Here is a 25,432-nt window from a genome sequence, read left to right on the forward strand (position 1 = left end):
GACTCCCCGCTCAGTAGTGGCTCAACTGTGCCTGTTTGACCAGGTCCTCGTAGAGGCGGGCGTAGGGTTCGACCGCCTGGCACCAGTTGAACGGCTGGGTCATCGACAGGCAGCGCATGGCGTTGAGCAGGTTTTTCTTGCCGTAGACATAGAAGGCACGGCTCAGCGCTTCGCGGTAACTCTCCACGGTCGACTCATCGAACAGGAAACCGGTGACGCCATTCTCGATCGTGTCGGCCAGGCCTCCGGTGTTGCGCGCTACGGGCAGTGAGCCAAAACGCTGCGCATACATCTGGCTCAGGCCGCAGGGCTCGTAGCGTGATGGCATCAGCAGGAAGTCGCTGCCGGCGAACATCCGCCGCGCATCGGTTTCGTTGAAGCCGATACGCACGCCGATGCGGCCGGGATGGCGCAGGGCCAGTTCGCGCATGGCCTGCTCTTCTTCAGGCTCGCCACGGCCGATGATCGCGATCTGCCCGCCCTGTTCGACGATGTAGTCGGCCACGCCCAAGGTCAGGTCCAGGCCTTTCTGGAACACCAGCCGCGAGACTACGGCGAACAGTGGCCCTTCGCTTGGCTCGAGTTCGAACAGGCGGCGGACTGCTTCGGCATTGCGCGCCTTGCCATCCCAGTCGTTGATGCTGAAGTTGTGCTGCAGATGCTGGTCGGTGGCCGAATCCCAGCTTTCGTCGATGCCATTGGGGATGCCGCCGAGCAGGCCTTGCTGGGCCTTGCTGGCGAGGAAGCCATCCAGGCCGCAGCCGAATTCCGGCGTGGTGATTTCGCGGGCGTAAGTGGCACTGACGGTGGTGATGTGGCTGGAGTAGGCCAGGCCGGCCTTGAGGAAGGACAGCTTGCCGTAGAACTCCATGCCTTCCTGCTGCATGGCATGGTCAGGGATCGCCAGCTCCGGGCTGCAGGCGCGGCTGTACACACCTTGGTAGGCCAGGTTGTGAATGGTGAACAAGGTCGGGGTGCTCAGGCCGCGCCAGTGCATGTAGGCCGGGGCCAGGCCTGCGGGCCAGTCATGGGCGTGCACCACTTCGGGCTTCCAGTGGATCTTGCCTTCACCGGCGGCAATCTCGGCCGCGGCAAGGCCAAGGCGGGCGAAGCGGATGTGGTTGTCGGGCCAGTCGCGACCGTTGTTGGCACCATAGGGTGTGCCGTCGCGCTGGTACAGTTCAGGGCAGATCAGCACGTAGATGACCAGGCCGTCAGCCATGTCCATGCGGCCGATCTTGCACGGCGGCAGGGCCGCATGGCCGCCGAGTTCGCCGACGATATGAATGGGGTTGTCGCTTTCCATCACCTGGCTGTAGCCGGGGATCAGCACACGGACATCGTGCAGGTGCGCCAATGCCCGCGGCAGTGCTGCCGAAACGTCACCCAGGCCGCCGGTCTTGATCAGGTCGGCAATTTCGGAGGTGACGAACAGGATCTTGCGTTTGTTGGGGTTGTGCTGGCGCTGGGCGCCGGGTGCCTTGACTGTCGTGGCGAAATCCGGGGTGAGCGGTTCGCGGTTTTCCGGTTTGAATGAATCTACGTGAGGTTCGACAGCGGCACTGATCATACTTCTCTCCGTCCCTATGGTGTGGCCGAGTGCTGGCACCCGTTTGCTTTATTTCGTGCTGGTTATCTCTGTTTCGTGTCTTCGTAGTGCGGTCCTTGCCCCAAGGTCGTGCGCGCAGGCACGGCGCGATCGGCATTCCCGCCGAAAGCGTTTGGTCTGGAAGGAGTGAGCGGGCTGCAGCGAGGGGTATCCCATTGCTTTGGCCTACTTAAAGTTCCTGACCCGTCGCCTTTTGCAAAAGTTCGACTTTTTTCATGTCGCCTCTTCCCTGAGCAAATCGCGGGCCGAAAGCTGAGTGTAGGAGACCGGAAGTAAAAAAGGTGACCCACTGGTCACTTTCGTTATGACGCGAGATAGACGCAAACGTTGGCGTGTGTCATCGCTTTGAGAAGGGGTGTTCCAAGAGAGGGCGCAGGCAAAATTCGGGGGGCCATTTTGTGGCGAAAAAGGGTGTATGCACCGTTAGGGTGCACGGTGGGGCTTACCCATTTTGGCCTTCTCGCAGGTCGATCTGCGAAAAGGCCGACACCTGCAGCTAGAACCTGCGGGTACTGATCAATTCATCCAGGACCCGTGTCGGCACCCTGAACGGCACCGACATGTGATCTTCCCCAGCCTCGAGCTGGAAATCACTGCGCAGCCCGTACTGCGACAGTGCCTCCAGGCGTAATTGCAGGGCCCGGGCATCCTGAATCTCCTGGGGCATCTCGCGGTCACCGATCAACAGCGTAAGGCTGCTATGGGTCAGGTCCAGTTGCCCGGCGTGGGCACGCTGCGTGAATGTCCGCTCATGGGCCATCAGGTAGCGGTCACGCCACCACAGGCTCGGGCTGATGGCGATCACGTGCTGGAACAGTTGCGGTCGGGTAAACAGCGCATACACGCCGAACATGCCACCGAACGAATGCCCGACCAGGCTGCGCTGGTCCTGATCGACCTTGAAACGGGCATTGACCTTTGGCATCAGGCGTTTTTCGATGAAGTCCAGGAACAGGTCCTGGCCACCTTGGGGTGGTTTGTTGCGCTCGGCAGGTTGCGGTGGCGACAGGTCGAAGGCGCGGCGTTCGAAGTCCAGTGGGGTGTCGCTGGGGTAGCCGATGGCGACCAGTATCGCGCCGCGCAGCCGGTCTTGAGCGCGCTTGGCGGCATGAAACGCCGGGAAGTAGGCGTTGCCGTCAAGCAGGTAGATCACCGGGTAGCCGCCGGTCCAGGGCACATCGCCCTCCGGCAGGCTGATCATGATCCGGTATTCGCGGCCCTCGGCACTTTTCATCGACCATTGCTCGGTACCGTCCAGCGTCACCGGCGCGGCGTGGGCCAGGCTGGCAAGCAGCGCAGTGCCCAGCCAGATCATCAATGTGCGCATTTTCATCCCCCCTTTACCAGCGATAACTAAGGCTGGTGACCACGCTGCGCGCTTCACCCCGGTAGCAGTAGCCCTGCTGGCAGTTGATATAGCGTTTGTCGAACAGGTTGCGCGCATTGAGCGCCAGGCGAACGCCGTCCAGGCCGCCGCCGAAGTCGTAGTGCACGCCGGCATCGACCAGTGTGTAGCCTTCGTTCTTCACGGTGTTCTGTGCATCGCCGTAGTTGCTGCCGGTGTAGCGGGCACCGCCAGAGACGCCTACGCCCATCGGCAGGCGGTAGTCGAGCCAGACAGAAGCAAGATGGCGGGGAACGTCCAGTGGCTGCTTGCCTTCATTGCCATCGTTGCTTTCAGTCACTTCGGGGTCGTTGAAGCTGTAGCTGGCGGTCATCTTCAGCCGGTCGCTGAGGTCGGAAACGGCTTCCAGTTCCAAGCCCTTGGAGACCTGCTCGCCAGTGGCGATACTGTTGATCGGGTTGGCCAGGTCGCGGGTCAGCACGTTCTTCTGGGTCAGGTGGTACAGCGAGGCGGTGAGCATCGTTGCGCTGCCTGGTGGCTGGTACTTCAAGCCCACTTCGTATTGTTCGCCTTCGGTGGGTTTGTAGGCACCGCTGCCACTCTGTGGCTGGAACGAGGTGGCGTAGCTGGCGTAGGGTGCCAGGCCGTTGTCGAACAGGTAGAGCGCGCCGACCGAGCCAGTGGTGGCTGAGTCACTGGTCTTGCGGTTGATGCCGCTGAGGTTGTCGCTGCGCCGCACGTGCACGAAGTCGCGGCGCAAGCCGGCCGAAAGCCGCCAGCGGTCGAGGTCGATCTGGTCCTGCAGGTACAGGCCGGTGCGTTGCTCCAGGCCATCTTCGTCCGCCAGCGGCGTACCCGGTTTGGCCACCGGTTGGTGGTAGTCGGGCGCGAAGCGGTCGATCGACGGCGCCGGGCCGCTGGCATACGACAATGAGGTGTCGATCCAGCCGTAGTCCACGCCGGTCAGCAAGGTGTGGTGCAGGGTACCTGTTGCAAAGCGGCTGACCAGGCGCGTGTCGGCCGAGACACTCGACATGTCTTCGTACACACCGATGGCATCGCGATCGAGGATGTGCCCCTCGCGCTCCTGATAGGGTTGCAGGTACTGGTTGGTGGTATCGACCTGGCCGTAACGCAGGTTCTGCTGGAAGCTGAAGGTGTCGTTGAAGGTGTGCTCGAATTCGTAGCCGAAGGTCCATTGGCGCTGTTGCAGCTTGTCGAAGTACTCGTCACCCTGCCAGAAATCGGTCAGGTGATCGCCCTGCTGGTAGAGCATCGGTGAGGCGGCTGTCTCGCGTTCCTGGTATTGCGCCAGCAGTGTCAGGCTGGTGTCTGGGTCGATCTGCCAGGTCAGCGAGGGTGCGATCAGGCGCACGTCGTTGTTCAACTGCTCGATATAGTTTTCGGCATCGCGGTACACACCCACAACGCGGTATAGCAGGTCGCCGGACTCGTTCAGCTTGCCACCCAGGTCGAATTGCCCTTGTTGGTGGTTGTAGTTGCCCGACTGGATCTGCACTTCGTTTTTTGCCTGCAGGCCAGGGCGTTTGCTGACCCGGTTGACCATGCCGCCGGGGCTGATCTGCCCGTACATCACCGACGACGGGCCTTTGAGCACTTCGATGCGCTCCAGGTTGTAGGCTTCGGTCTGGTACAGCGACAACCAGCCGCTGCCGGGTTGGCGCAGGCCATCGAGAAAGTCCGCGCCCATGGTGGTTTCGAAGCCACGGATGCTGATCATGTCGAAACGTGGGTCCAGGCCTGATGCGCCTACCCGTACACCGGCAGTGTAGGCCACGGCATCCTCGACGCGGTCGACCTTGCGGTCGGCGATCTGCTCGGCGGTGACCACGCTGATGCTCTGCGCGGTTTCCAGGATGGGCCGGTCGGTCTTGGTGGCGCTGCTGGCGTTGCTGGCGAAGTAGCCTTCGACGGGCGCGAAGGCGCTTTGCGAGGCGGTTGCGTCGATGCTGATCGGCTCCAGCTGCAGGCTGGCGTCGCCCTGGCCTGGCAGCACGACATAGCCGGCGCTGGACTTGTGCAGTTGCAGGCCACTGCCACTGAGCAGTTGGTTCAGCCCGTCTTCCAGCGGGCCGCCACCGGCCAGCCCTGGGCTGTTCAGGCCGCGCACGGCCTCCGGCGAGAAGGACAGGGTGATCCCGGCACGTTCAGCGAAGGTGCTCAGCGCCTGCCCCAAGGGGCCTGCCGGGATGCTCGGCGCGGTCGCTGTGGCGGCCAGCGCACCGCCGGCGTGCAGGGCCAACGCAAGGTACACGGCACGTGACAAGGTTCGGGAGCAGCGGGGCGGTCGGGCAGGCAGCATGAAGCGATCCATTCGAGGAGGTGATCATCCCTAACCGGATGAGCGCGTGAAGTCCGACAGTTTTTTCATGCCTGGGATGAAATACGCACCCACCAGCGTGTGCGTTGGTCGATACGCACAGGCAGCAGGTGGGCGATGTTGTCCAGCAGTGCCCCCGGCTGGTCGAGGTGGAACACGCCCGACAGGCGCAGGTCGGCCACTGCCGGGTCGCAGCGCAGCCAGCCACGGCGGTAGCGAGCGGCCTCGGCGAGGAAGTCGGCCAGGGGTATATCGTTGACGATCAGCAGGCCGCGGCTCCAGGCGAACGGATCCAGGGCGCCGCCGCCCAGAGGCGCCAGTCGCGAGGGGTAGAGCGCAAGGCCGCTGCCAGCCTGCACCCGCTGCGAGCCCGCAGCGGCAGTCACCAGCACTTCACCGCGTTCGACGTGCAACTCGCTGTAACCATCGCGCTCGCGCAGCACGGCGCGCGCCTGGTGGCCTTGGCAAACGCCCTGCTGGCAGCGCACGCGCCAGTCGGCGCCATCGACCAGCATTTCGCCACTGCGCAGGCGGATTTCCCTGCCATGCAGGTCAACGGCGCTGTCAGTGTTCAATTGCAACTCAAGGTCGCCGTTCAGGCGCAACTGCCGCTGTTCGCCGACACCGGTGGTCAAGTCACTGCGCCACGCGGTGGGCGCAGTGCCGATCAGCAGCGTGGCGCCGCCCGCTGTCAGGCCCAGGCCCAGCAGCTTGAGGGTGCGGCGGCGGCTCAGGTCGACGTCGGCCTGGCGCAGCACGGCAGCCGTGCAAGTGGCATCGGGCAGGTGCCCGTTGTGGAAGTGCCCGCTGACCTGCTGCATGCGCTGCCAGGCCAGGTCATGCCGTGTATCACGCAGCCGCCAGGCATTGAACTGGCTGAACACCTCGACATTGCCCGGGCTGGCCCGCAAGCGCATCTGCCACTCGATGGCCGTACGCACGATGGCTTCAGGCAGCCGCTCTGGCGCGGCGGTCACTCGAAGCACAGCCGGTAGCAGTGCAGCAACGCGTTGGCTACGTGGCGCTCTACCGTGCGGCTGGAAACCCCCAGCCGTTCGGCTATTTGCGCATGGGTCAGGCCGCCCAGCTGGTACAGCAGGAAGGCGTCGCGCACGGTGGGTTTGAGGCCATCGAGCAATTGCGCGATGCGCTCAAGGCACTGCATGGCCTCGTGGCGCACGTGCGGGGACGGGTAGCTGGCCTCGGGCAACTGCGCCAAGGTTTGCAGGTAGGCGCGCTGCAGTGCATCGCGCCGCCAATGGTCGACCACAAGGCCGCGGGCGATGCGTACCAGCAGAGCGCGGGGCGCCTGGGTACTGATCGGCTGGTTGCGCACCAACAGGCGTACGAACGTGTCCTGGGCCAGGTCTGCGGCCTGTTGCGAGCAGCCCAGCGAACGCTTCAGCCAGTTGTGCAGCCAGCCGCGCTGGGTGTCGTACAGGACCTCAAGCGGAATGATCGCATCCGTTTCATGCACTGCCATGCAACGCCCCGGGCCAGGTGAATGGAGAAAGCGCGCACGATAAACGCGAATCGTTCCCAATTCAAACTTTTTTCTGTGGGGGCCAGCAGTGTGGGAGCATTAACGCTCCCACCAGGGGGAGAATGAATCAGAGGCTTACAGGTTCATCGCCGGAGCGCGCCCGCTCCAGCTGCATGTGCAACTGAGCGACTTGCTGGCGCAGTTGGTCGCGTTCGTCCTTCAATTTACGCAGCTCATCACGGCGCACGGAGACATAGAGGGTCTGGGTTGGAGTGGCAGGCATCAAGGTACCCATGTAAACACCTCGCGGTTTTGGCTGGTGACAATCAAAGCGTAGTCGCTTCACGCGGCGGGCATTCTGAATTCTTTCACTGCTCATTGGAACTTTTTTGTTTAACGTTGTCTCGCCGTTCGTCGCTGAACCCTCGGGCGGTGTGCTGGACTAATCTGAAACGCTGGACTGTGTTGTCATTCATTTTTCAAGGGGAGCATCGGCTCATGCAACTGGGAATCGTCGGGCTGGGCCGCATGGGCGGCAATATTGCAAGGCGGCTGATGCGCGCCGGGCACCGCACGGTCGTGCACGACCGTAACCGTGATGCAGTCGTCGGGCTGGAAGGCGAGGGCGCCCAAGGGGCTCACGACCTTGGCGCGCTGGTGCAGAAGCTCAAGGCGCCGCGGGCGGTATGGGTAATGCTGCCGGCGGGCGAACCTACCGAGCAGACCATCGCGCAGCTGGCCGAACTGCTGGAACCGGGCGATGCGATCATCGACGGTGGCAACACCTTCTACAAGGACGACATGCGCCGCGCCGCCGAGCTGGCCAAGCGCGGGCTGCATTACCTGGACGTCGGTACCTCTGGCGGTGTGTGGGGCCTGGACCGTGGCTACTGCATGATGATCGGCGGTGAGAAGGACGTGTTCGAGCGCCTGGAGCCTTTGTTCAAGGCGCTGGCCCCGGGCGTTGGCGACATTCCGCGCACCCAGGGGCGCGAAGGTGAGCACGACCGCGCCGAACATGGCTACATCCATGCAGGCCCGCCCGGCGCCGGGCACTACGTGAAGATGGTGCACAACGGCATCGAATACGGGTTGATGCAGGCCTACGCGGAAGGCTTTGACCTGCTGCGCAGCAAAGGCGGCGATGAGCTACCGCAAGAACAGCGCTTCGACCTGAACGTCGCCGAAATCGCCGAGGTATGGCGCCGTGGCAGCGTGGTCACCTCCTGGCTGCTCGACCTCACCGCCGATGCCCTGGTGGCCGACCCGCACCTGGCGCAGTTCAGCGGCTCGGTATCGGACAGTGGCGAAGGCCGCTGGACGATCGACGCAGCAGTCGAGCAGGCCGTGCCGGTACCTGTCCTGTCCAGTGCGTTGTTCGCCCGGTTCCGCTCACGCCAGCAGCAGGGCACCTACGGCGACAAGGTCCTCTCGGCCATGCGCCTGGGCTTCGGTGGCCACGTCGAGAAGAAAGGCCAATGACCCGACAGACCATTCCTGCAGCCGGCCCTTGTACCTTGTTCCTGTTCGGTGCCAACGGTGACCTGGTCAAGCGCCTGCTGATGCCGGCGCTGTACAACCTGGGCCGGGACGGCCTGCTCGACCGCAACCTGCGCATCGTTGGTGTGGACCATAATGCCGCCACTGCCGATGAATTCGCCGAACGCCTGCACGCGTTCATGCGTGAACGCGACAAGGGCGGCGAGGGCGCAGCCAAGTGCCTGGACGAAAAACTTTGGGCGCGCCTGGCCAAGCGCCTGGACTACCAGACCGGCGACTTCCTGGACCCGGCCACCTATACCGCGCTGGCCAAGCGCATCGACAAGACCAGCCATGGCAACGCCATTTTCTACCTGGCTACCTCGCCACGCTTTTTCCCCGAGGTTGCCCAGCGCCTGGGGGATGCCGGTTTGCTCGACGAGTCTGGCGGGGGCTATCGCCGGGTCGTGGTGGAAAAGCCCTTCGGCACCGACCTGGCCAGTGCCGAGGCGCTCAATGCCTGCCTGCTCAAAGTGATGAGCGAGCGGCAGATTTACCGCATCGACCATTATCTGGGCAAGGAGACGGTGCAGAACATCCTGGTCAGCCGTTTTTCCAATGGCTTGTTCGAGTCGTTCTGGAACAACCACTACATCGACCATGTGCAGATCACGGCCGCCGAAACGGTGGGCGTCGAGACTCGCGGTGGGTTCTATGACCACACCGGTGCCTTGCGCGACATGGTGCCCAACCACCTGTTCCAGTTGCTGGCGATGGTTGCCATGGAACCGCCTGCAGCCTTTGGCGCAGATGCCGTGCGCGGCGAAAAAGCCAAGGTGATCGGCGCTATCCGTCCCTGGTCGACGAAGATGGCCCTGAAGAACTCCGTGCGCGGCCAGTACACCGCGGGCAAGCAGGGCCGCAAGCGCCTGGCCGGGTATCGCCAGGAGGACAGGGTGGCGGCCGACAGCCAGACCGAAACCTACGTGGCCCTGAAGGTGATGATCGACAACTGGCGCTGGGCCGGCGTGCCGTTCTACCTGCGTACCGGCAAACGCATGAGCGTGCGCGACACCGAAATTGCCATCTGCTTCAAGCCTGCGCCCTACGCGCAGTTTCGCGAATCGGAGCTGGAGCGGCCCAAGCCCAACTACCTGAAGATCCAGATCCAGCCCAACGAAGGCATGTGGTTCGACCTGCAAGCCAAGCGCCCGGGCCCGGAACTGGTGATGGAAAACGTCGAGCTGGGGTTCGCCTACAAGGACTTTTTCAAGATGACCCCGGCCACAGGGTACGAGACCTTGATCTACGACTGCCTGACCGGCGACCAGACCTTGTTCCAGCGTGCCGACAACATCGAGAACGGCTGGCGTGCGGTGCAGCCGTTTCTGGATGCCTGGGCGCAGGACGGCGAGGTGCATGAGTACCCGGCGGGCGAGGATGGGCCAGCGGCCGGCAATGAGTTGCTGGCCCGTGACAAGCGCGAGTGGCACCGGCTGGGATGATCGCACGGCCCACTGTGTGGGCCAGACAGTTGCATTAAGGAGATCCAATGCCTGCCCACATCGAAGACTATGCGCTGCTCGGCAACTGCCGCAGCGCCGCCCTGGTCAGCCGTGACGGTTCCATCGACTGGCTGTGCCTGCCACGCTTCGATGCCCCCGCCGTGTTCGCGGCGCTGCTGGGCAATGAAGAAAACGGTCGCTGGCGCCTGGCCCCCAGCGACTCCATCGAGCATGTCAGCCGGCGCTACCAGCAAGATACCCTGGTGCTGGAAACCACCTGGGTGACTGCCAGCGGCCGCGCCCGTGTGCTGGACTTCATGCCGCTGGACGACGTCAATTCGGTCGTGCGCATCGTCGATGGCATTGCCGGCGAAACCAACTTTGAAATGGACCTGGTGATGCGCTTCGACTACGGGCGCAGCGTACCCTGGGTGGAAAAGCTCGACCCGCTGACCCTGAGCGCCGTCGCCGGCCCCGACCGGCTGATCCTGTGCAGCACGGTGGCCTCGCACGCCCGCGACCACCACACTGTCGCGCGCTTTCGGGTGTGCGCCGGTGAGCGCCAGGTGTTCAGCCTGCGCCATCAACCTTCGCACCTGCCGGTACAGCCCGACTGCGATATCGAACATGCCCTGGCGCATACCGTCAGCCAGTGGCAGGCCTTTGCCGCCCGCTGCCCGGATGTCGGCCCCTACAGCGCGAGCGTGCGCCGTTCATTGCTCACCCTCAAGGCCATGACGTATGCCCCTACCGGCGGCATCGTTGCGGCCGTCACCACCTCGCTGCCCGAAAGCATCGGCCACGAGCGCAACTGGGACTATCGCTTCTGCTGGCTGCGCGATGCCACCATGACCCTGCTGGCGTTCATGAACCTGGGTTACTTCGACGAAGCGCAGGCCTGGCGTGAGTGGCTGCTGCGTTCGGTGGCCGGCAACCCGGAGCAGATGCAGATCATGTACGGCCTGGCAGGGGAGCGAGACCTGCAGGAATACACCCTGCCGTGGCTGGCCGGGTATGAGCACTCGCAGCCGGTGCGGGTGGGCAACGCTGCCGCTCAACAGCGGCAGCTGGACATCTACGGCGAGGTCGCCGACGCCATGGCCCAGGCGATAAAGGGCGGGTTGCCCAGGCACCCACGCAGTGCGGCGATTTCCCGCCTGATCATGCCCTACCTGGAGCGCATCTGGCGTGAGCCGGACGAAGGCATCTGGGAGGTGCGTGGTGGCAGGCAGCACTTCGTGCATTCCAAGGTCATGGCCTGGGTCGCATTCGACCGCGCGGCGGGGTTGGCTGAGACCACCGAGGAGGGCAGCGAGCGCGGGCAGTATTACCGGCAGGTGGCAGATGAAATCCGCCGCGAGGTGTGTGAGCAGGGGCTGGATGCCAAAGGCCTGCATTTCGTCCAGGCCTATGGCTCGAGCGAAATGGACGCCAGCCTGCTGCAGATCGCCCTCACCGGGTTCCTGCCGGCCCAGGATGAGCGGTTTCTGCGCACGCTCGAACAGATCGAGCAGCGCCTGCTGAAAAACGGTTTGCTGATGCGCTATGACAGTGACCGCTGCAGTGACGGCCTGACGCCGGGTGAAGGGACGTTCCTGGTCTGTTCGTTCTGGTTGGCCGATGTGTATGTGCTGTTGGGGCGCCAGGGCGAGGCGCAGGCGCTGTACGAGAAGCTGACCGGGCTGTGCAATGACGTGGGTTTGCTGGCCGAGCAGTATGACCCGGCGGGCAAGCGCATGCTGGGCAACTTCCCCCAGGCGTTCAGCCACATCGGCATCATCAACACGGCGCTGAACCTGCACCGGGCGCAGTGCCCGGCAAGGGATCGGGCCCAGTGTGGTTGAAGGGCATGGCTACTCGTATTCAGCGAAATGACCGGAGTAGACTAGTGCCAAGAGCAATCGACAAGGAATACGCATGAGCGTTCGTCGCCATGAGCTGGCAGCCAGGGCATCGCAATTCTGATGGCCAACCACAAGATCGAAATTCGCCGTCGCAATATCGAGAAGATCCTCGTGGCCGCAGAAAAGGTGTTCGCCGAGAAGGGCTACGGCGCAACGTCCATGGGTGATATCGCCGAACAGGCCGAGCTGCCGCGCTCCAACCTGCATTACTACTTCAGCACCAAGGATGAGCTGTTCCGCGCAGTGCTGCAGGACCTGCTTGATGTGTGGAAGCAGGACGCGCTGTGCTTCGAGAACTTCGACGACCCCCGGGTGGTGCTGACCAGCTACATTCGCGCCAAGATGGGCCATTCGCGCTCACGCCCGCTGGGCTCGAAGATCTGGGCCGAAGAGATGCTGCATGGCGCGCCGCTGCTTGGGGTGAGCCTGGATGACAGCCTGGTGCCCTGGGCGAAGCTGAAGGTAGACAAGATTCGCCGCTGGGTGGAGGAGGGGCGCATCCTGCCGGTGGAGCCTTCGGCGCTGCTGTACATGATCTGGGCTTCGACCCAGCACTATGCCGACTTCGGCTACCAGGTGGCTGTGCTCAATGGCGGAGAACCGCTGTCGGACCTGGCGTTCGAGAGTGCGGTACAGACGGTGACGAGTGTGATCCTGCGCGGTATCGGCCTGGAGCCTTGATAAGTGCATCGCGGGTCGTGTAGGAGCGGCCTTGTGTCGCGAAAGGGCCGCAAAGCGGCCCCAGCGATTCCCAGGCGTCAGCTCGCCTCGCGGTAGGGGTTGCGCGGGTCCTGCGTCCAGTTCAGGTATGGCTTGCCGGTATCCTGCGCCACCATCTCGATGCAATCTTCCACCGGGCAGGTGATCTGGCACAGGTTGCAGCCCACACATTCGTCTTCGATCACGCTGTAGGCATGGGTCCCGTCAGCCTTCAGCGTACTGGCAATGGCCTGGTGCGAGGTGTCCTCACAGGCGATATGGCAGCGCCCGCAACCGATGCAGGCATCCTGGTCGATGTGCGCCACCGATTTGTAGTTGATGTCCAGGTACTTCCAGTCGGTGGTGTGCGCCACGGCCTGGCCGCGGAATGCTTCAAGGTTCTGGTGCCCGTGCTGGTCCATCCAGCGCGCCAAACCGTCCTGCATGTCTTCGACAATACGAAAACCGTGCAGCATCGCCGCAGTGCACACCTGCACCGCGCCACTGCCCAAGGCAATGAACTCGGCCGCATCACGCCAGTTGCCGATACCCCCGATGCCACAGATCGGTAGCCCGCGCGTTTGCGGGTCGCGGGCAATCTCGGCGACCATGTTCAGGGCGATGGGTTTGACCGCCGAGCCGCAGTAGCCACCGTGGGTGCTCTGATCGCCGACGATCGGGTGGGCGACCATGCGGTCCAGGTCGACGCTGGTGATGGAGTTGATGGTGTTGATCAGCGACACGGCATCGGCGCCACCGCGATGTGCCGCACGCGCCGACTGGCGGATGTCGGTGATGTTGGGCGTGAGCTTGACGATCACCGGCAACGCGCAGTGCGTCTTGCACCAGCGGGTGACCATTTCCACATACTCCGGCACCTGGCCGACCGCCGCGCCCATGCCGCGCTCGGGCATGCCATGCGGGCAGCCGAAGTTCAGTTCGATACCGTCGGCACCGGTGGCTTCCACCAGCGGCAGGATGAATTTCCATGATTCTTCAATGCACGGCACCATCAGCGAGACGATCAGCGCACGGTCTGGCCAGTCCTTCTTCACCTGGGTGATTTCGCGCAGGTTGATTTCCAGCGAGCGGTCGGTGATCAGCTCGATGTTGTTGATGCCCTGCACCAGCCGGTTGGCGCCGTAATGCGCCGAGTAGCGCGACGACACGTTGACCGCTGCCGGGTCCTCGCCCAGGGTCTTCCAGACCACGCCGCCCCAGCCGGCTTCGAAGGCGCGGACCACGTTGTAGGCTTTGTCGGTTGGCGGTGCGGAGGCCAGCCAGAAGGGGTTGGGCGCCTTGATGCCGGCGAACACGATAGACAAGTCGGCCATTTATGCAGCCTCCACATTGAGCATGAGTTGGGCATGGATAGCTTCGGCGGCCAGCTTGCCATGTTGCACGGCCTGGACGGTGAGGTCCTGGCCCAGGGCGGTACAGTCGCCACCGGCGTAGACGCCCGGCAGGCTGGTGCGCATGCCCTCGTCGACGCGAATGCGCTCGCCGTCGCGGGCCAGTTGCGCAGCCAGCGGGTCGTTAAGGCTTTGTTCGTCGAAGCGTTGGCCGATGGCTTTGAAGATGGCATCGGCGGCCAGCTCGAAGGTCTCACCGGTGTCGCGCAGGCGGCCATCGGCCAGTTCGGTGCGGGCGAAGCGCATGCCCCGCACGCGGTTGTCGTCGTCCAGCAGCACGGCGTCGGGGCGCGCCCAGGTGTGCAGACGCACCTGGTTGGCCTTGGCGATGTCCTGCTCGTGGCCGGTGGCGCCCATGTCGGCGTAGCCGCGGCGGTATACCAGGTTGACATCGCGGGCACCCAGGCGGCTCATCTGTACGGCCATGTCGATGGCGGTGTTGCCTGCGCCGATCACCAGGCAACGCTCTGCCAACGGCAGTTGCGAAAGATCATCCGCCTGGCGTAGCTCACGGATGTAGTCGGTGGCGGCGAGCATGCCGGGCGCCTCTTCGCCAGGCAGGCCGAGCTGGCGTATGGCGTTCAGGCCAAGGCCGAGGAATACCGCGTCGTACTGATCACGCAGCTCTGCCAGGCTCAGGTTGTCGCCCAGGCGGTGGCCGTGGCGCATTTCGATACCGCCGATCCCGAGCAGGAATTCCACTTCGCGCTGGGCATAGTCGTCCACCAGCTTGTAGCGGGCGATGCCGTACTCGTTCAGGCCGCCGGCCTTGTCGCAGGCCTCGAACACCACCACCTCGTGGCCATGCATGGCCAGGCGATGTGCGCAGGACAACCCGGCGGGGCCTGCGCCGACCACGGCGATGCGTTTGCCGGTGGCTGGCGAGCGTTTGAACGGGTGCTCGGTGAAACCGGCATTGTCCAGGGCATAGCGCTGTAGCTGGCCAATCAGTACCGGTGCGCATTCCTGGGCGTTGTTGCGCACGCAGGCCTGCTGGCAAAGGATCTCGGTGGGGCACACGCGGGCGCAGCTGCCGCCCAGGATGTTGGCCGAAAGGATGCGCTCGGCGGCACCTTGCAGGTTCTCGTCGCTGATACGGTGAATGAACGAGGGGATGTCAATTTCGCTCGGGCATGCGTTCACGCAGGGCGCGTCGTAGCAATACAGGCAGCGGGCGCTTTCCACTGCGGCCTGGCGGGCGGTGAGGGGTGGCGCGAGGTCACTGAATTGCTCGGCCAGCTGGTCGGCGCCGGCCCGGGGGCGCGGCAAGTGGTTCAGGGCATCGATCACGGTTGTAGCCTCTCTTTTTTTTAGGGCTTGGGCGGGGGGGGCCATGCGCCCCAATCGCCGGCAAGCCGGCTCCCACAGGTACAGTGATGTCCCTGGGAGTGATGCCGCCCCTGTAGGAGCTGGCTTGCCGGCGATGGGCTGCGCAGCAGCCCCAACAGCTTCAGCGCTGGACGGGTATCGGGCGCTGCTGCTCGGCGCGGCGGCCCAGGACCTCGTACACCGAGGGATACGCCGGGCGCTCCACGTAACGCCCCGCGCCAGGCTCGGCACGCAGGTCGCCATCGGCCCAGACCACGCGGCCCTGGCTGATGGTGTGGCTGGGAATACCGCGCACGGTGCGGCCTTCGAAGATGTTGAAGTCAACACGCTGGTGGTGGGTTTGCGCGCTGATGGTGCGCGTGCCCTGTGGGTCCCACAGCACCAGGTCGGCATCGGCGCCGACGCGGATGGCGCCCTTGCGCGGGAACAGGTTGAAGATCTTCGCGGTGTTGGTGGAGGTCAGCGCGACGAATTCATGCATCGACAGCCGCCCGCTGTTGACGCCAGCGTCCCACAACACCGCCATGCGGTCTTCGATGCCGGCAGTGCCGTTAGGGATGCGGCTGAAGTCGTTGCGGCCCATGGCTTTCTGCTCGGCGCAGAAGCAGCAGTGGTCGGTGGCGGTGGTGTGCAGGTTGCCCGACTGCAGGCCGCGCCACAGGGCTTCTTGATGCTCGCGCGGGCGGAACGGTGGGCTCATGACATAGCCTGCGGCGGTGGCCCAGTCCGGGTCGCGGTAGACGCTGTCGTCGATCAGCAGGTGCCCGGGCAGCACTTCACCGTAGACCGGCTGGCCCTTGGCCCGGGCATAGGTGATTTCGTCCAGCGCTTCACGGCTGGAGATGTGTACCACGTACAACGGCGTACCAATGGTTTCGGCTATGCGGATGGCACGGCTGGCAGCCTCGCCTTCGACTTGCGAAGGGCGCGACAGCGGGTGCGCCTCGGGGCCGGTCAGGCCTTGGGCGAGCAGTTTTTGCTGCAGGTGGTAGACCAGTTCGCCGTTCTCGGCGTGCACGGTGGGGACCGCGCCCAGTTGCAGGCAACGCTCGAAGCTGGCGACCAGGGTGTCGTCGGCCGCCATGATCGCATTCTTGTAGGCCATGAAGTGCTTGAAGCTGTTCACGCCATGTTGGGTGACCAGCTCGCCCATTTCTTCGGCGACCTGCTCGCTCCACCAGGTGATGGCAACGTGAAAGCCGTAATCGGACGCGCTCTTTTGCGCCCAGCCGCGCCAGGTGTGAAAGGCCTCCAGCAGCGATTGCTGCGGGTTGGGGATGACGAAGTCGATGATCGAAGTGGTGCCGCCGGCCAGCCCGGCGGCTGTGCCGCTGAAGAAGTCCTCGCTGGCCACTGTACCCATGAAGGGCAACTGCATGTGGGTGTGCGGGTCGATGCCGCCGGGCATCAGGTACTGGCCGCTACCGTCAAGGATCTCGCAGTCGGTAGGGGCTTGCAGGTCTTTGCCAATGGCGCGGATCTGGCCATCGACACACAGGACATCAGCGGGGTAGCTCTCTTCGTGGGTGACCACGGTGGCGCCACGGATCAACAGGGACATGCCGTCTTCCTCGCAGGCTGACCGGTCTGTGCCGGTTCTTCAATTGTTATGCGCCAGTGGCTGGAGGATGAATTTCAATCCTGTCAGGCCTGACAAGAATGGAATTTAGATGCTCATTGTGGATTGTTCAAGAAAATAATTTATGAGCTTATAACTTCTATAACTAATTGTTTTTTAACGATTAATTTTAATAATCACCAAAATGGTGAGGCCTTTCACCATTTTGACGCACTTGACAAGAAGCCAAATTGGTCAAGATTTTCCATGCAAAATCAGCTGCTTGAAACCTGGCCGGGAGGCGCAAGGCGCGCCACTGAAAAACCAGGCTGCACCAGTTTGAAACCTGATGCAGGGGCCAGGGCCGGCCCATGGCGCTGACAGCGGCAGGCGATGGAATGACTGTGCCATCGCCTCAAACGGATCAATGCCTTGCAGATCAGTTGATTACCTGCGGTCGGCGGCGGCCGGCCGGGCAGCCGAAGGCCATCCCGGCACGTATTTTGAGTACGGCCACAACCGCCAGGCCGGACCGCAGGAGCAGTACTGGTGGTGTATGTACTCCGGCCATCGCGTTAGCCCGATGAGCAGACAATTAGAAAAATCTGGAGAAGGCCCCATGCAACAGAGCAGATCGCAAGTGATCGAGCAGGATGGCCTGTTCGAGCTGTCCGCAGGCAGTGACGTACTCGACAGCCCGCGCTACAACCACGACATCGCCCCCACAAAAGTGCACCAGCGCACCTGGAACAAATGGCACATCACCGCACTGTGGGTGGGCATGTCCATCTGCGTGCCCACCTACACCCTTGGCGGCGTGCTCACGGCCTACTTTGGCCTGAGCGTGGGCGAGGCGTTGCTGGCGATCCTGCTGGCCAACCTCATCGTGCTGATCCCGCTCACCCTCAACGCCTTCCCCGGCACCAAGTACGGCATTCCCTTCCCTGTGTTGCTGCGTTCATCGTTCGGTATCTTCGGCTCCAACGTACCGTGCCTGATACGCGCGGTGGTTGCCTGTGGCTGGTTCGGCATCCAGACGATGTTCGGCGGCTTGGCCATTCACCTGTTCCTGGGCTCGATCTTCGATGACTGGAAAGCGCTCGGTGGCACCGGTGAAGTGATCGGCTTCATGGTGTTCTGGGCCCTCAACCTGTGGGTGGTGTTGCGCGGCGCCGAATCGATCAAATGGCTCGAAACCCTCTCGGCGCCGCTGTTGGTGGCGGTCGGCTTCGGCCTGCTGTTCTGGGCGTTGCCGCACATGTCGATGACCGAGCTGCTGGCCCAGCCGCCCAAGCGCCCGGAAGGGGCGAGCGTAGTGAGCTATTTCTGCGCCGGGCTTACCGCGATGGTCGGTTTCTGGGCCACTTTATCGCTGAACATTCCGGATTTCAGCCGCTACGCCAAGAGCCAGAAGGACCAGATCCTCGGGCAGATCTTCGGCCTGCCACTGACCATGTTCCTGTTCGCCTCCCTGGGCGTGGTGATGACCGCCGCCTCGGCGTCGCTGGTGGGTGAAACGGTGTCCGACCCGGTGAGCCTGATCGGCAAGATCCAGAGCCCGGGCTGGGTGGCACTGGCCATGGCGCTGATCGTCATCGCTACGCTGTCGACCAACACCGCGGCCAACATCGTCTCGCCGACCAACGACTTTCAGAACATTGCCCCGCGCCTGATCGGGCGTACACGTGCCGTGTGGCTGACAGGCTTCATCGGCCTGGCGCTGATGAGCCACGAGCTGCTGAAAAAACTCGGCTGGATCGTTTCCGACATCAGCCTGGAGAGTGTCTATTCCAACTGGCTGCTGGGGTACTCCAGCCTGCTTGGGCCGATTGCCGGGATCATGGTGGTGGACTACTTCCTGATCCGTCGGCAGAAGCTGGATCTGGCCGGCCTGTACCGTGATGACGTTTACCCGGCCTGGAACTGGGCAGGGTTTGCTGCCTTTGCGCTACCTGTGGCACTGACCGTGATGGCCATTGGTAACAGCAGTTTCAGCTGGTTCTACGACTATGGCTGGTTCACCGGGTCGCTGCTTGGCGGGGCGTTGTACTACGCCCTGGGCGGCTTGGCGGTGCGTGGGCCAGTGCAGCCTGTGATCAATGCAGACAACAAAAACGCCTGAGGAGGCCTGACCCATGACCGCAGCCCAACAAGCCCTGCTATCGACTGAACGCCACGTTAACAGTGACCGCCTGTGGCAATCGCTGATGGACCTCGCCCGCCTCGGTGCCACACCCAAGGGTGGTGTCTGCCGCCTGGCGCTGACCGACCTCGACCGCCAGGCCCGCGACCTGTTCGTCGAGTGGTGCGAGGCTGCCGGTTGCAGCGTCAGTGTCGATGCCGTCGGCAACATCTTTGCCCGCCGCCCCGGGCGCAATCCCAAGCTGCCACCGGTGATGACCGGCAGCCACATCGACACCCAGCCCACTGGTGGCAAGTTCGATGGCTGCTTCGGGGTGATGGCGGGCCTTGAGGTGATCCGCACGCTCAATGACCTGGGCATCGAGACCGAAGCACCGCTGGAAGTGGTGGTATGGACCAACGAGGAAGGCTCGCGCTTTGCGCCCTGCATGATGGGCTCGGGGGTGTTTGCCGGCAAATTCACCCTGGAGGAAACCCTGGCCAAGCGTGACGCCCAGGGCGTGAGCATGGGCGAGGCGTTGACTGCCATCGGCTACGCCGGCCAGCGGGCAGTGCTTGGCCACCCGGTAGGCGCGTATTTCGAAGCCCATATCGAGCAGGGACCGATCCTTGAAGACCAGGCCAAGACCATCGGTGTGGTGCTTGGGGCGCTGGGGCAGAAGTGGTTCGACCTGACCTTGCGCGGCGTTGAAGCCCATGCCGGCCCTACGCCGATGCACCTGCGCAAGGATGCACTGGTCGGCGCTGCGGCGGTGGTGGAGGCGGTCAACCGGGCGGCGCTGGGCCATCAACCGCATGCCTGTGGCACGGTCGGTTGCCTGCAGGCCTACCCGGGTTCACGCAACGTGATCCCGGGCGAAGTGCGCATGACCCTGGACTTTCGTCACCTCGAAGGTGAGCGGCTGGACGCGATGATCGCCGACGTGCGGGCAGTGATTGAAGCCACCTGTGACAAGCACGGGCTGAGCCATGAACTGGTCCCCACGGCCGACTTCCCAGCGCTGTACTTTGACCGCAGTTGCGTGGATGCCGTGCGCGATGCTGCGCAGACCTTGGGCCTGCCGCACATGGATATCGTCAGCGGGGCAGGGCATGACGCGATCTTCCTGGCCGAGTTGGGGCCGGCGGGGATGATCTTCGTGCCTTGTGAAAACGGCATCAGCCACAACGAAATCGAGAACGCCACCCCGCAAGACCTGGCAGCGGGCTGTGCGGTGTTGCTGCGGGCCATGCTGGCGGCGTCGGAGGCGATCGCCAGCGGGCGGCTGGCGGCTTGATGCCTGAGCGTCCCATCGCCGGCCCGCAGATCACAAAACCGATGGAGAACAGCGCGATCATGTCGCTTGGGATTTGCTAGGTACCCGTGACGCGGCCCAGGCACCCATCGCGCCCGATATGGTAACGCTGCAGGTCCTGGGCCAGGGTCAGGTTGCCGCTGTAATGGGCCTGCGCCTCTTCCCTTACCTCGTCGATGCATGGGCTGCGCCGAGGGTCCGGCTGATAGCGGGCACTGAAGTGCGTCAGCACCAGGTTGCGCACACCGGCCGTTTCGGCGAAGCGCGCCACCGCTGCCGCACTGCTGTGGCCGAAGCTGACACCTGTGCGGGCGATGATCGGTTGTGTGAATGTCGCTTCGTGCACCAGTACATCAACGTCTTTTGCCGCCTCGGCCAAGAGGTCGGGGTTGTCATTGTCGCCGCAGACGATCACCCGCCGTGCCGGCCGCGAGGCGCGCAGGTAGTCGCGGCCATGCAGCACGTGCCCGGCATGCTCCACCGTGAGGCCCTTGGCAAGGTCGCCCCACAGCGGGCCGCGCGGGATACCTTCGGCAGCCAGGCGCTGCACGTCAAGGCGCGGCTCGGGGTTGAGCTCGGTGAACACGAAAGCGACGCTGGGCACCCGGTGCGATAGCTGTACGGTGCTGACGGCAAGGGTATCGCTGCGCCATTCGCCCAGTTGCTCGACCGCCAGCAACCGCAGTTCGAACGCCAGGAAGGTATCACTGGCAGCCAGGCTCAGGCGCACCCAGTCGTGCAAGGCGGCCGGCAGCACCAGGTCCAGCGGCGCCGTGCGCCCGCTCATGCCGGCGCTGGCCAGCAGGCCTGGCAGGCCGAAGCAATGGTCGCCGTGCACATGGGTAATGAAGATGGCGCGCAGGTCGCGGACCGACAATGAGGTATGCAGCAGTTGATGCTGGGTACCTTCGCCGCAATCGACCAGGTACCAGTGGCTGCCGCTGGCTTCGATCACGGCGGTGGCGCTGACGTTGCGCGCCTTGGTGGGCACCCCGGCCGAGGTGCCCAGAAACAGCAGGTCCAATGACTGACTCCAAGTTTGATTAGGCGCTCACCCTGGCCCGAGCGAACCAGGGCGTCGATGAATCAGGGTTTTACTGCATCATCGCCCTGCCGCCAGATCAGCTCGCTGGTGTCATAACCCTGTTTCTGGGCAATGGCCAGCATCTGTTCGCGGGTCTGGTCGTTGATGACCGGGGTGCGTGACAGCAGCCACAGGTATTCGCGGTTGGGGTGCCCGACCAGCGCTACGCGATAGTCCTTGTCGTGATACAGCACCCAGTATTCACCCTTGGTCAAGCCTGGCGCCAGGCGGCTGAACCAGTTGTCGAAGGTGACCCACAGCTTGTCGGTCTTGCCCGGCTGCTGCGCCTCGGCGATGCCCTTGGCCTCGTTCCATTGGCCGTCCTTTTCCTTGCAGCGGTTGGTCACATCGATGCGACCGTCTTCGCGCAAGCCATAGTTGGCTTCGGACTGCACGCAGTTGCGCTGGAAGAACATCGGCAAGCGCGCCTGCTCGTACCAGGTGCCCTGGTAGCGCTGCAGGTCGACCTGCTGTGTGGCCGGTGGCGCACGATGCTCATCGCTCGAACCGGCGCAGCCCGCCAGGGCCAGTGTCATGCAGGAAACAATCAGGGCTGTACGCATCGCCATGGCAAACCTCTTGGGAAGGGATGAAGAGCTTACCTGTGTTTCGATGCGTGTGCGGGGCAAAAGTTGTATGGGTTTTTTTGTGCAGGGCAAACCTCTGTCGCAGGCGCCTGAGCAACCCGGGCAAGTCCCGCTTTTGGCACAAGTACGGCAACCAGGCTGGGTTAACATCCGCGCAGTGAACCTTTATCCCCGCAGGAGTGCAGCCCGTGACCGAGTACAGCGCATTCAAGGTCGAACTGACCGACAACATCGCCCATGTGCAGATCAACCGCCCTGAGAAGATCAACGCCATGAATGCTGCCTTCTGGGAAGAGATCGTCGATATCTTCCAGTGGGTCGACGACACCGATGCGGTGCGCGCCGTGGTCATCAGCGGCGCGGGCAAGCATTTTTCCTCGGGTATCGACTTGATGATGCTGGCCTCGCTGGCCGGCCAGATGGGCAAGGACGTTGGCCGCAACGCGCGCCTGCTGCGCCGTACCATCCTGCGCCTGCAGGCCTCCTTCAATGCCGTGGACAACTGCCGCAAGCCCGTGCTGGCGGCCATCCAGGGCTACTGCATTGGCGGTGCCATCGACCTGGTGTCGGCCTGCGACATGCGCTATTGCAGCACGGACGCGCAGTTCTCGATCAAGGAAATCGACATGGGCATGGCCGCAGACGTCGGCACCCTGCAACGTTTGCCACGTATCATCGGCGACGGCATCATGCGCGAGCTGGCCTTCACCGGGCGTAACGTTGCGGCCGACGAGGCGCTGCGCATCGGCCTGGTCAACCGGGTCTATGATGATCATGCTGCATTGCTCGACGGGGTCTTTGCCATTGCCCGCGAGATTGCCGCAAAATCACCGATCGCTGTAGCGGGCACCAAGGAGATGCTCAGCTACATGCGTGACCATCGCATCGATGATGGCCTGGAGTACATCGCCACCTGGAACGCCGCCATGCTGCAGTCCGAAGATTTGCGCGTGGCTGTGGCGGCGCACATGAGCAAACAGAAACCGACGTTCGCCGACTGACCGGGCCGGGGGACGCAGTAAAGGAACCCCGACATGTCAGCACGCTGGACTAGCGCAGTACTCGACCCGCAGATCACCGGGGGCTGGGCTGTCGCCCGCAGCCCGGAAGGGTTTTTGGTGGACGCCAATGGCGCGCTGTTCCCCCGCGACTGGCTCAAGCGCCAGGACCTGGATGTGCTGGCCGAGCACGGCATCGGCCATTTCGACGGCGAGCCGGTGTTCCTGCTGGAGCTGCGCAGCGCCGCCGAGGTGCCCGGTTGCGGCTGGCGCGGCTTGCGGGCATTCATGCTCGAAGGTGATTTCGATCTTTATAAAGTGCTTGGCTACGCCGCGCAGATCGGCACCTGGGCGCGTGAGCACCGTTTCTGTGGCAGCTGCGGCCAACCGATGATGCAGATCCGCTGGGAGCGGGCGATGTACTGCCAGCCCTGCGACCTGCGCAGCTACCCACGCATTTCGCCGAGCATGATCGTGCTGGTGACCCGTGGCGACGAAATCCTGCTGGCCCGGTCGCCGCGCTTCGTCACTGGCGTTTACAGCACCCTTGCAGGCTTTGCCGAACCAGGCGAATCGGCCGAGGACTGCCTGGTGCGCGAAGTGCGCGAAGAAGTGGCGGTGGAGGTGCGCAACATCCAGTACGTCGGCAGCCAGTGCTGGCCGTTCCCGCATTCGATGATGCTGGGCTTCCACGCCGAGTATGCCGGCGGCGAGATCGTCATGCAGCCGGACGAGATCGAAGACGCCAGGTGGTTCAACGTGCACGACCTTCCACCGCTGCCAGCCGGGCGCTCCATCGCCCGGTACCTGATCGATCTGTATGTCGCCAGGCGTTCAGGCCTGCCCGAACCAGTGTTGCCACGCTAGGCGCACGGTCAGCGCCAGCACCACGGTGATGAACACCGGGCGGATGAACTTGCTGCCGCCGCTGATCGCCGTGCGTGCGCCGAAGAACGCACCCACCATCACCGAAAGGCCCATGCACAGGCCGACGACGTAATCCACCTGCCCGGAAATGATGAACACCGTCAGCGCCGCGATGTTGCTGACGAAGTTCATGCTGCGCGCCACGCCGCTGGCGCGGACCAGGTCGATGGGGTAGAGCAGCAGCGTGCTCACGGTCCAGAAAGCACCGGTGCCGGGCCCGGCCACGCCATCGTAGAAGCCCAGGGTGAAGCCCTGCGGGAACTGCCACTTCTTCTTGATCGGGGCATCGGCATCCAGCGGCGCTTTGGGCGTACCCCCGAACAGCAGGTAGATGCCGCAGGCGAAGACGATCACCGGCAGCATCTTGTTCAGCCATTCGGCCGGCATGTAGTGGGCGACGACCGCGCCGATCAGCGCGCCGACCAGGGTGGCGAACAAGGCCGGGCGCCATTGCGCCGGGTGGAACAGCTTGCGTTTGTAGTAGGTGAAACCGGCGGTGGCCGAGCCGAAGGTCGAGCTGAGCTTGTTGGTGCCTAGCACCAGGTGTGGCGGCATCCCGGCGGTGAGCAGTGCCGGGGTGGTGAGCAGGCCACCGCCGCCAGCGATGGCGTCGATGAACCCGGCGACGAAGGCGACCAGGGCGAGGATCAGCAGGGTGAGTGGTTCTACGGTGAGTTCGAAGGGCATGGGTGTCTGGCAGGCAGGAGGCAGGCAGGGTGCGGCAAACTGCCGCGCTAGAAGGGCACCATGGTAATCCCGGGCGGGATGCGTTGCCAGTGCCGGCCTCTTCGCTTGGCAAGCCCGCCCTCACAGGTTTTGCACAGTACTCAAGACCGGTGATAGTCCTGAGGGAGCAACTGTCTTGCCGGCGATGAGGCCAGCGCGGAAGATCACGTCAGCTTCGGATAAAGGCCAGCAAGTCCGCATTGATCACATCGGCATGGGTTGTCGGCATACCGTGCGGGAAGCCCTTGTAGGTCTTCAATGTGCCGTTGGGCAGCAGCTTGGCCGACAGCGGGCCGGAATTTTCATAGGGAACGATCTGGTCATCATCACCATGCATCACCAGCACGGGCTGCTGGATCTTCTTCAGGTCTTCGGTGAAGTCAGTCTGGGAAAACGCCACGATCCCGTCGTAGTGCGCTTTGGCGCTGCCGATCATGCCTTGGCGCCACCAATTGGCAATGACCCCCTCGGCCGGCTCGGCACCGGGCCGGTTATAGCCATAGAACGGGCCGGCCGGCACATCGCGGTAGAACTGTGCCCGGTTACTCGCCACCTGTGCCTGGAACCCGTCGAAAACCGACTTGGGCAAGCCGCCGGGGTTGTCTGGCGTTTGCACCATCAAGGGCGGCACGGCGGCGATCAGCACCGCTTTGGCCACCTTGTCGCCTGGGTAGCGGGCCATGTAGCGCACCACTTCGCCGCCTCCGGTGGAGTGACCGACATGCACCGCACCCTGAATACCCAGGTGCTCGACCACGGCGGCCACGTCATCAGCGTAGTGGTCCATGTCATGGCCGTCCCATACCTGGCTGGAGCGGCCGTGGCCACGGCGGTCGTGGGCGACCACTCGAAAACCTTGGCCAAGGAAGAACAACAGCTGCGCGTCCCAGTCGTCTGCGCTGAGCGGCCAGCCGTGATGGAAGTGGATGACCGGCGCATCGCGCGGGCCCCAGTCCTTGTAGAAGATCTGAACGCCATCCTTCGTGGTGACGTAGCTCATGGTCGTGTC

Annotated in this window: 21 protein-coding genes; 8 read left to right on the forward strand and 13 right to left on the reverse strand. The window is 63.7% G+C overall.

Annotation, left to right across the window (positions count from 1 at the left end; translation table 11 throughout):
- Nucleotides 1–10: 10 nt before the first annotated feature.
- The 6 genes from glgA to NGJ21_RS13740 all read right to left on the reverse strand — a co-directional run bounded on the left by glgA (nucleotide 11) and on the right by NGJ21_RS13740 (nucleotide 7,073).
- Nucleotides 11–1,570, reverse strand: a complete 1,560-nt coding sequence (gene glgA, locus NGJ21_RS13715) for a glycogen synthase GlgA (protein ID WP_115275324.1) — start codon at nucleotides 1,568–1,570, stop codon at nucleotides 11–13.
- A 535-nt stretch (nucleotides 1,571–2,105) separates the two neighbouring features.
- Nucleotides 2,106–2,936, reverse strand: a complete 831-nt coding sequence (locus NGJ21_RS13720; RefSeq protein ID WP_119689142.1) for an alpha/beta hydrolase — start codon at nucleotides 2,934–2,936, stop codon at nucleotides 2,106–2,108.
- Between the two features lie 13 nt (nucleotides 2,937–2,949).
- Nucleotides 2,950–5,277, reverse strand: a complete 2,328-nt coding sequence (locus tag NGJ21_RS13725) for a TonB-dependent siderophore receptor (protein ID WP_239539267.1) — start codon at nucleotides 5,275–5,277, stop codon at nucleotides 2,950–2,952.
- Nucleotides 5,278–5,342: 65 nt separating this feature from the next.
- Nucleotides 5,343–6,272 carry a DUF4880 domain-containing protein gene (locus NGJ21_RS13730; RefSeq protein WP_119688635.1) on the reverse strand — a complete coding sequence of 310 codons (930 nt, stop codon included), beginning with the start codon at nucleotides 6,270–6,272 and terminating at the stop codon, nucleotides 5,343–5,345.
- On the reverse strand, nucleotides 6,269–6,778 hold the full coding sequence (locus tag NGJ21_RS13735; RefSeq protein ID WP_251962214.1) for a sigma-70 family RNA polymerase sigma factor: 510 nt from the start codon (nucleotides 6,776–6,778) through the stop codon (nucleotides 6,269–6,271). Before NGJ21_RS13735 ends, NGJ21_RS13730 begins: the two co-directional genes overlap by 4 nt.
- Before the next feature lie 127 nt (nucleotides 6,779–6,905).
- On the reverse strand, nucleotides 6,906–7,073 hold the full coding sequence (locus tag NGJ21_RS13740; protein WP_168216561.1) for a DUF6026 family protein: 168 nt from the start codon (nucleotides 7,071–7,073) through the stop codon (nucleotides 6,906–6,908).
- A 170-nt stretch (nucleotides 7,074–7,243) separates the two neighbouring features.
- Between NGJ21_RS13740 and gnd the strand changes: the two genes are divergently transcribed.
- From gnd to NGJ21_RS13760, 4 genes are all read left to right on the forward strand, one after another.
- On the forward strand, nucleotides 7,244–8,260 hold the full coding sequence (gene gnd / locus NGJ21_RS13745; RefSeq protein ID WP_487763050.1) for a phosphogluconate dehydrogenase (NAD(+)-dependent, decarboxylating): 1,017 nt from the start codon (nucleotides 7,244–7,246) through the stop codon (nucleotides 8,258–8,260).
- Nucleotides 8,257–9,762 carry a glucose-6-phosphate dehydrogenase gene (gene zwf / locus NGJ21_RS13750; protein WP_251962215.1) on the forward strand — a complete coding sequence of 502 codons (1,506 nt, stop codon included), beginning with the start codon at nucleotides 8,257–8,259 and terminating at the stop codon, nucleotides 9,760–9,762. Before gnd ends, zwf begins: the two co-directional genes overlap by 4 nt.
- 47 nt (nucleotides 9,763–9,809) lie before the next feature.
- On the forward strand, nucleotides 9,810–11,606 hold the full coding sequence (locus tag NGJ21_RS13755; protein WP_119688637.1) for a glycoside hydrolase family 15 protein: 1,797 nt from the start codon (nucleotides 9,810–9,812) through the stop codon (nucleotides 11,604–11,606).
- A 120-nt stretch (nucleotides 11,607–11,726) separates the two neighbouring features.
- Nucleotides 11,727–12,347, forward strand: a complete 621-nt coding sequence (locus NGJ21_RS13760; protein ID WP_012313733.1) for a TetR/AcrR family transcriptional regulator — start codon at nucleotides 11,727–11,729, stop codon at nucleotides 12,345–12,347.
- 77 nt (nucleotides 12,348–12,424) lie between these two features.
- Here the strand turns inward: NGJ21_RS13760 and preA are convergent, their stop codons facing one another.
- From preA to hydA, 3 genes are all read right to left on the reverse strand, one after another.
- Nucleotides 12,425–13,699, reverse strand: a complete 1,275-nt coding sequence (gene preA / locus NGJ21_RS13765; protein ID WP_115275318.1) for an NAD-dependent dihydropyrimidine dehydrogenase subunit PreA — start codon at nucleotides 13,697–13,699, stop codon at nucleotides 12,425–12,427.
- Nucleotides 13,700–15,067: an NAD(P)-dependent oxidoreductase gene (locus NGJ21_RS13770; protein ID WP_046787273.1), complete on the reverse strand. Its 1,368-nt coding sequence runs from the start codon at nucleotides 15,065–15,067 to the stop codon at nucleotides 13,700–13,702.
- A gap of 160 nt (nucleotides 15,068–15,227) precedes the next feature.
- On the reverse strand, nucleotides 15,228–16,667 hold the full coding sequence (hydA, locus tag NGJ21_RS13775) for a dihydropyrimidinase (protein WP_046787272.1): 1,440 nt from the start codon (nucleotides 16,665–16,667) through the stop codon (nucleotides 15,228–15,230).
- Between the two features lie 616 nt (nucleotides 16,668–17,283).
- Here hydA and NGJ21_RS13780 point away from each other — a divergent pair.
- The gene (locus NGJ21_RS13780) at nucleotides 17,284–18,786 is read left to right on the forward strand and encodes an NCS1 family nucleobase:cation symporter-1 (protein WP_046787271.1); all 1,503 of its coding nucleotides are present in this window, start codon (nucleotides 17,284–17,286) and stop codon (nucleotides 18,784–18,786) included.
- A 13-nt stretch (nucleotides 18,787–18,799) separates the two neighbouring features.
- Complete coding sequence (locus NGJ21_RS13785; RefSeq protein ID WP_115275315.1) at nucleotides 18,800–20,083, forward strand: Zn-dependent hydrolase; 1,284 nt, start codon at nucleotides 18,800–18,802, stop codon at nucleotides 20,081–20,083.
- A 76-nt stretch (nucleotides 20,084–20,159) separates the two neighbouring features.
- Here NGJ21_RS13785 and NGJ21_RS13790 read toward each other — a convergent pair whose 3' ends face one another.
- Both NGJ21_RS13790 and NGJ21_RS13795 read right to left on the reverse strand, forming a co-directional pair.
- Nucleotides 20,160–21,125 carry a ribonuclease Z gene (locus NGJ21_RS13790; protein ID WP_237859992.1) on the reverse strand — a complete coding sequence of 322 codons (966 nt, stop codon included), beginning with the start codon at nucleotides 21,123–21,125 and terminating at the stop codon, nucleotides 20,160–20,162.
- A gap of 62 nt (nucleotides 21,126–21,187) precedes the next feature.
- Nucleotides 21,188–21,754, reverse strand: coding sequence for a lipocalin family protein (locus NGJ21_RS13795; RefSeq protein ID WP_080952155.1), 567 nt, complete (start codon nucleotides 21,752–21,754; stop codon nucleotides 21,188–21,190).
- A 206-nt stretch (nucleotides 21,755–21,960) separates the two neighbouring features.
- Here NGJ21_RS13795 and NGJ21_RS13800 point away from each other — a divergent pair, with 206 nt between their 5' ends.
- Nucleotides 21,961–22,773 (forward strand): crotonase/enoyl-CoA hydratase family protein, encoded by an 813-nt coding sequence (locus NGJ21_RS13800; protein ID WP_115275314.1) that lies wholly within the window; start codon nucleotides 21,961–21,963, stop codon nucleotides 22,771–22,773.
- 33 nt (nucleotides 22,774–22,806) lie between these two features.
- Complete coding sequence (gene nudC, locus NGJ21_RS13805; protein WP_119688642.1) at nucleotides 22,807–23,637, forward strand: NAD(+) diphosphatase; 831 nt, start codon at nucleotides 22,807–22,809, stop codon at nucleotides 23,635–23,637.
- Here nudC and NGJ21_RS13810 read toward each other — a convergent pair.
- Both NGJ21_RS13810 and NGJ21_RS13815 read right to left on the reverse strand, forming a co-directional pair.
- The gene (locus tag NGJ21_RS13810; RefSeq protein ID WP_115275313.1) at nucleotides 23,605–24,384 is read right to left on the reverse strand and encodes a TSUP family transporter; all 780 of its coding nucleotides are present in this window, start codon (nucleotides 24,382–24,384) and stop codon (nucleotides 23,605–23,607) included. The genes nudC and NGJ21_RS13810 overlap by 33 nt on opposite strands.
- A 208-nt stretch (nucleotides 24,385–24,592) precedes the next feature.
- Nucleotides 24,593–25,423 (reverse strand): alpha/beta fold hydrolase, encoded by an 831-nt coding sequence (locus NGJ21_RS13815; protein WP_251962216.1) that lies wholly within the window; start codon nucleotides 25,421–25,423, stop codon nucleotides 24,593–24,595.
- Nucleotides 25,424–25,432 lie beyond the last annotated feature (9 nt).

Source organism: Pseudomonas sp. Marseille-Q5299 (genome assembly GCF_943737035.1).
GTDB classification, from domain to species: domain Bacteria; phylum Pseudomonadota; class Gammaproteobacteria; order Pseudomonadales; family Pseudomonadaceae; genus Aquipseudomonas; species Aquipseudomonas putida_E.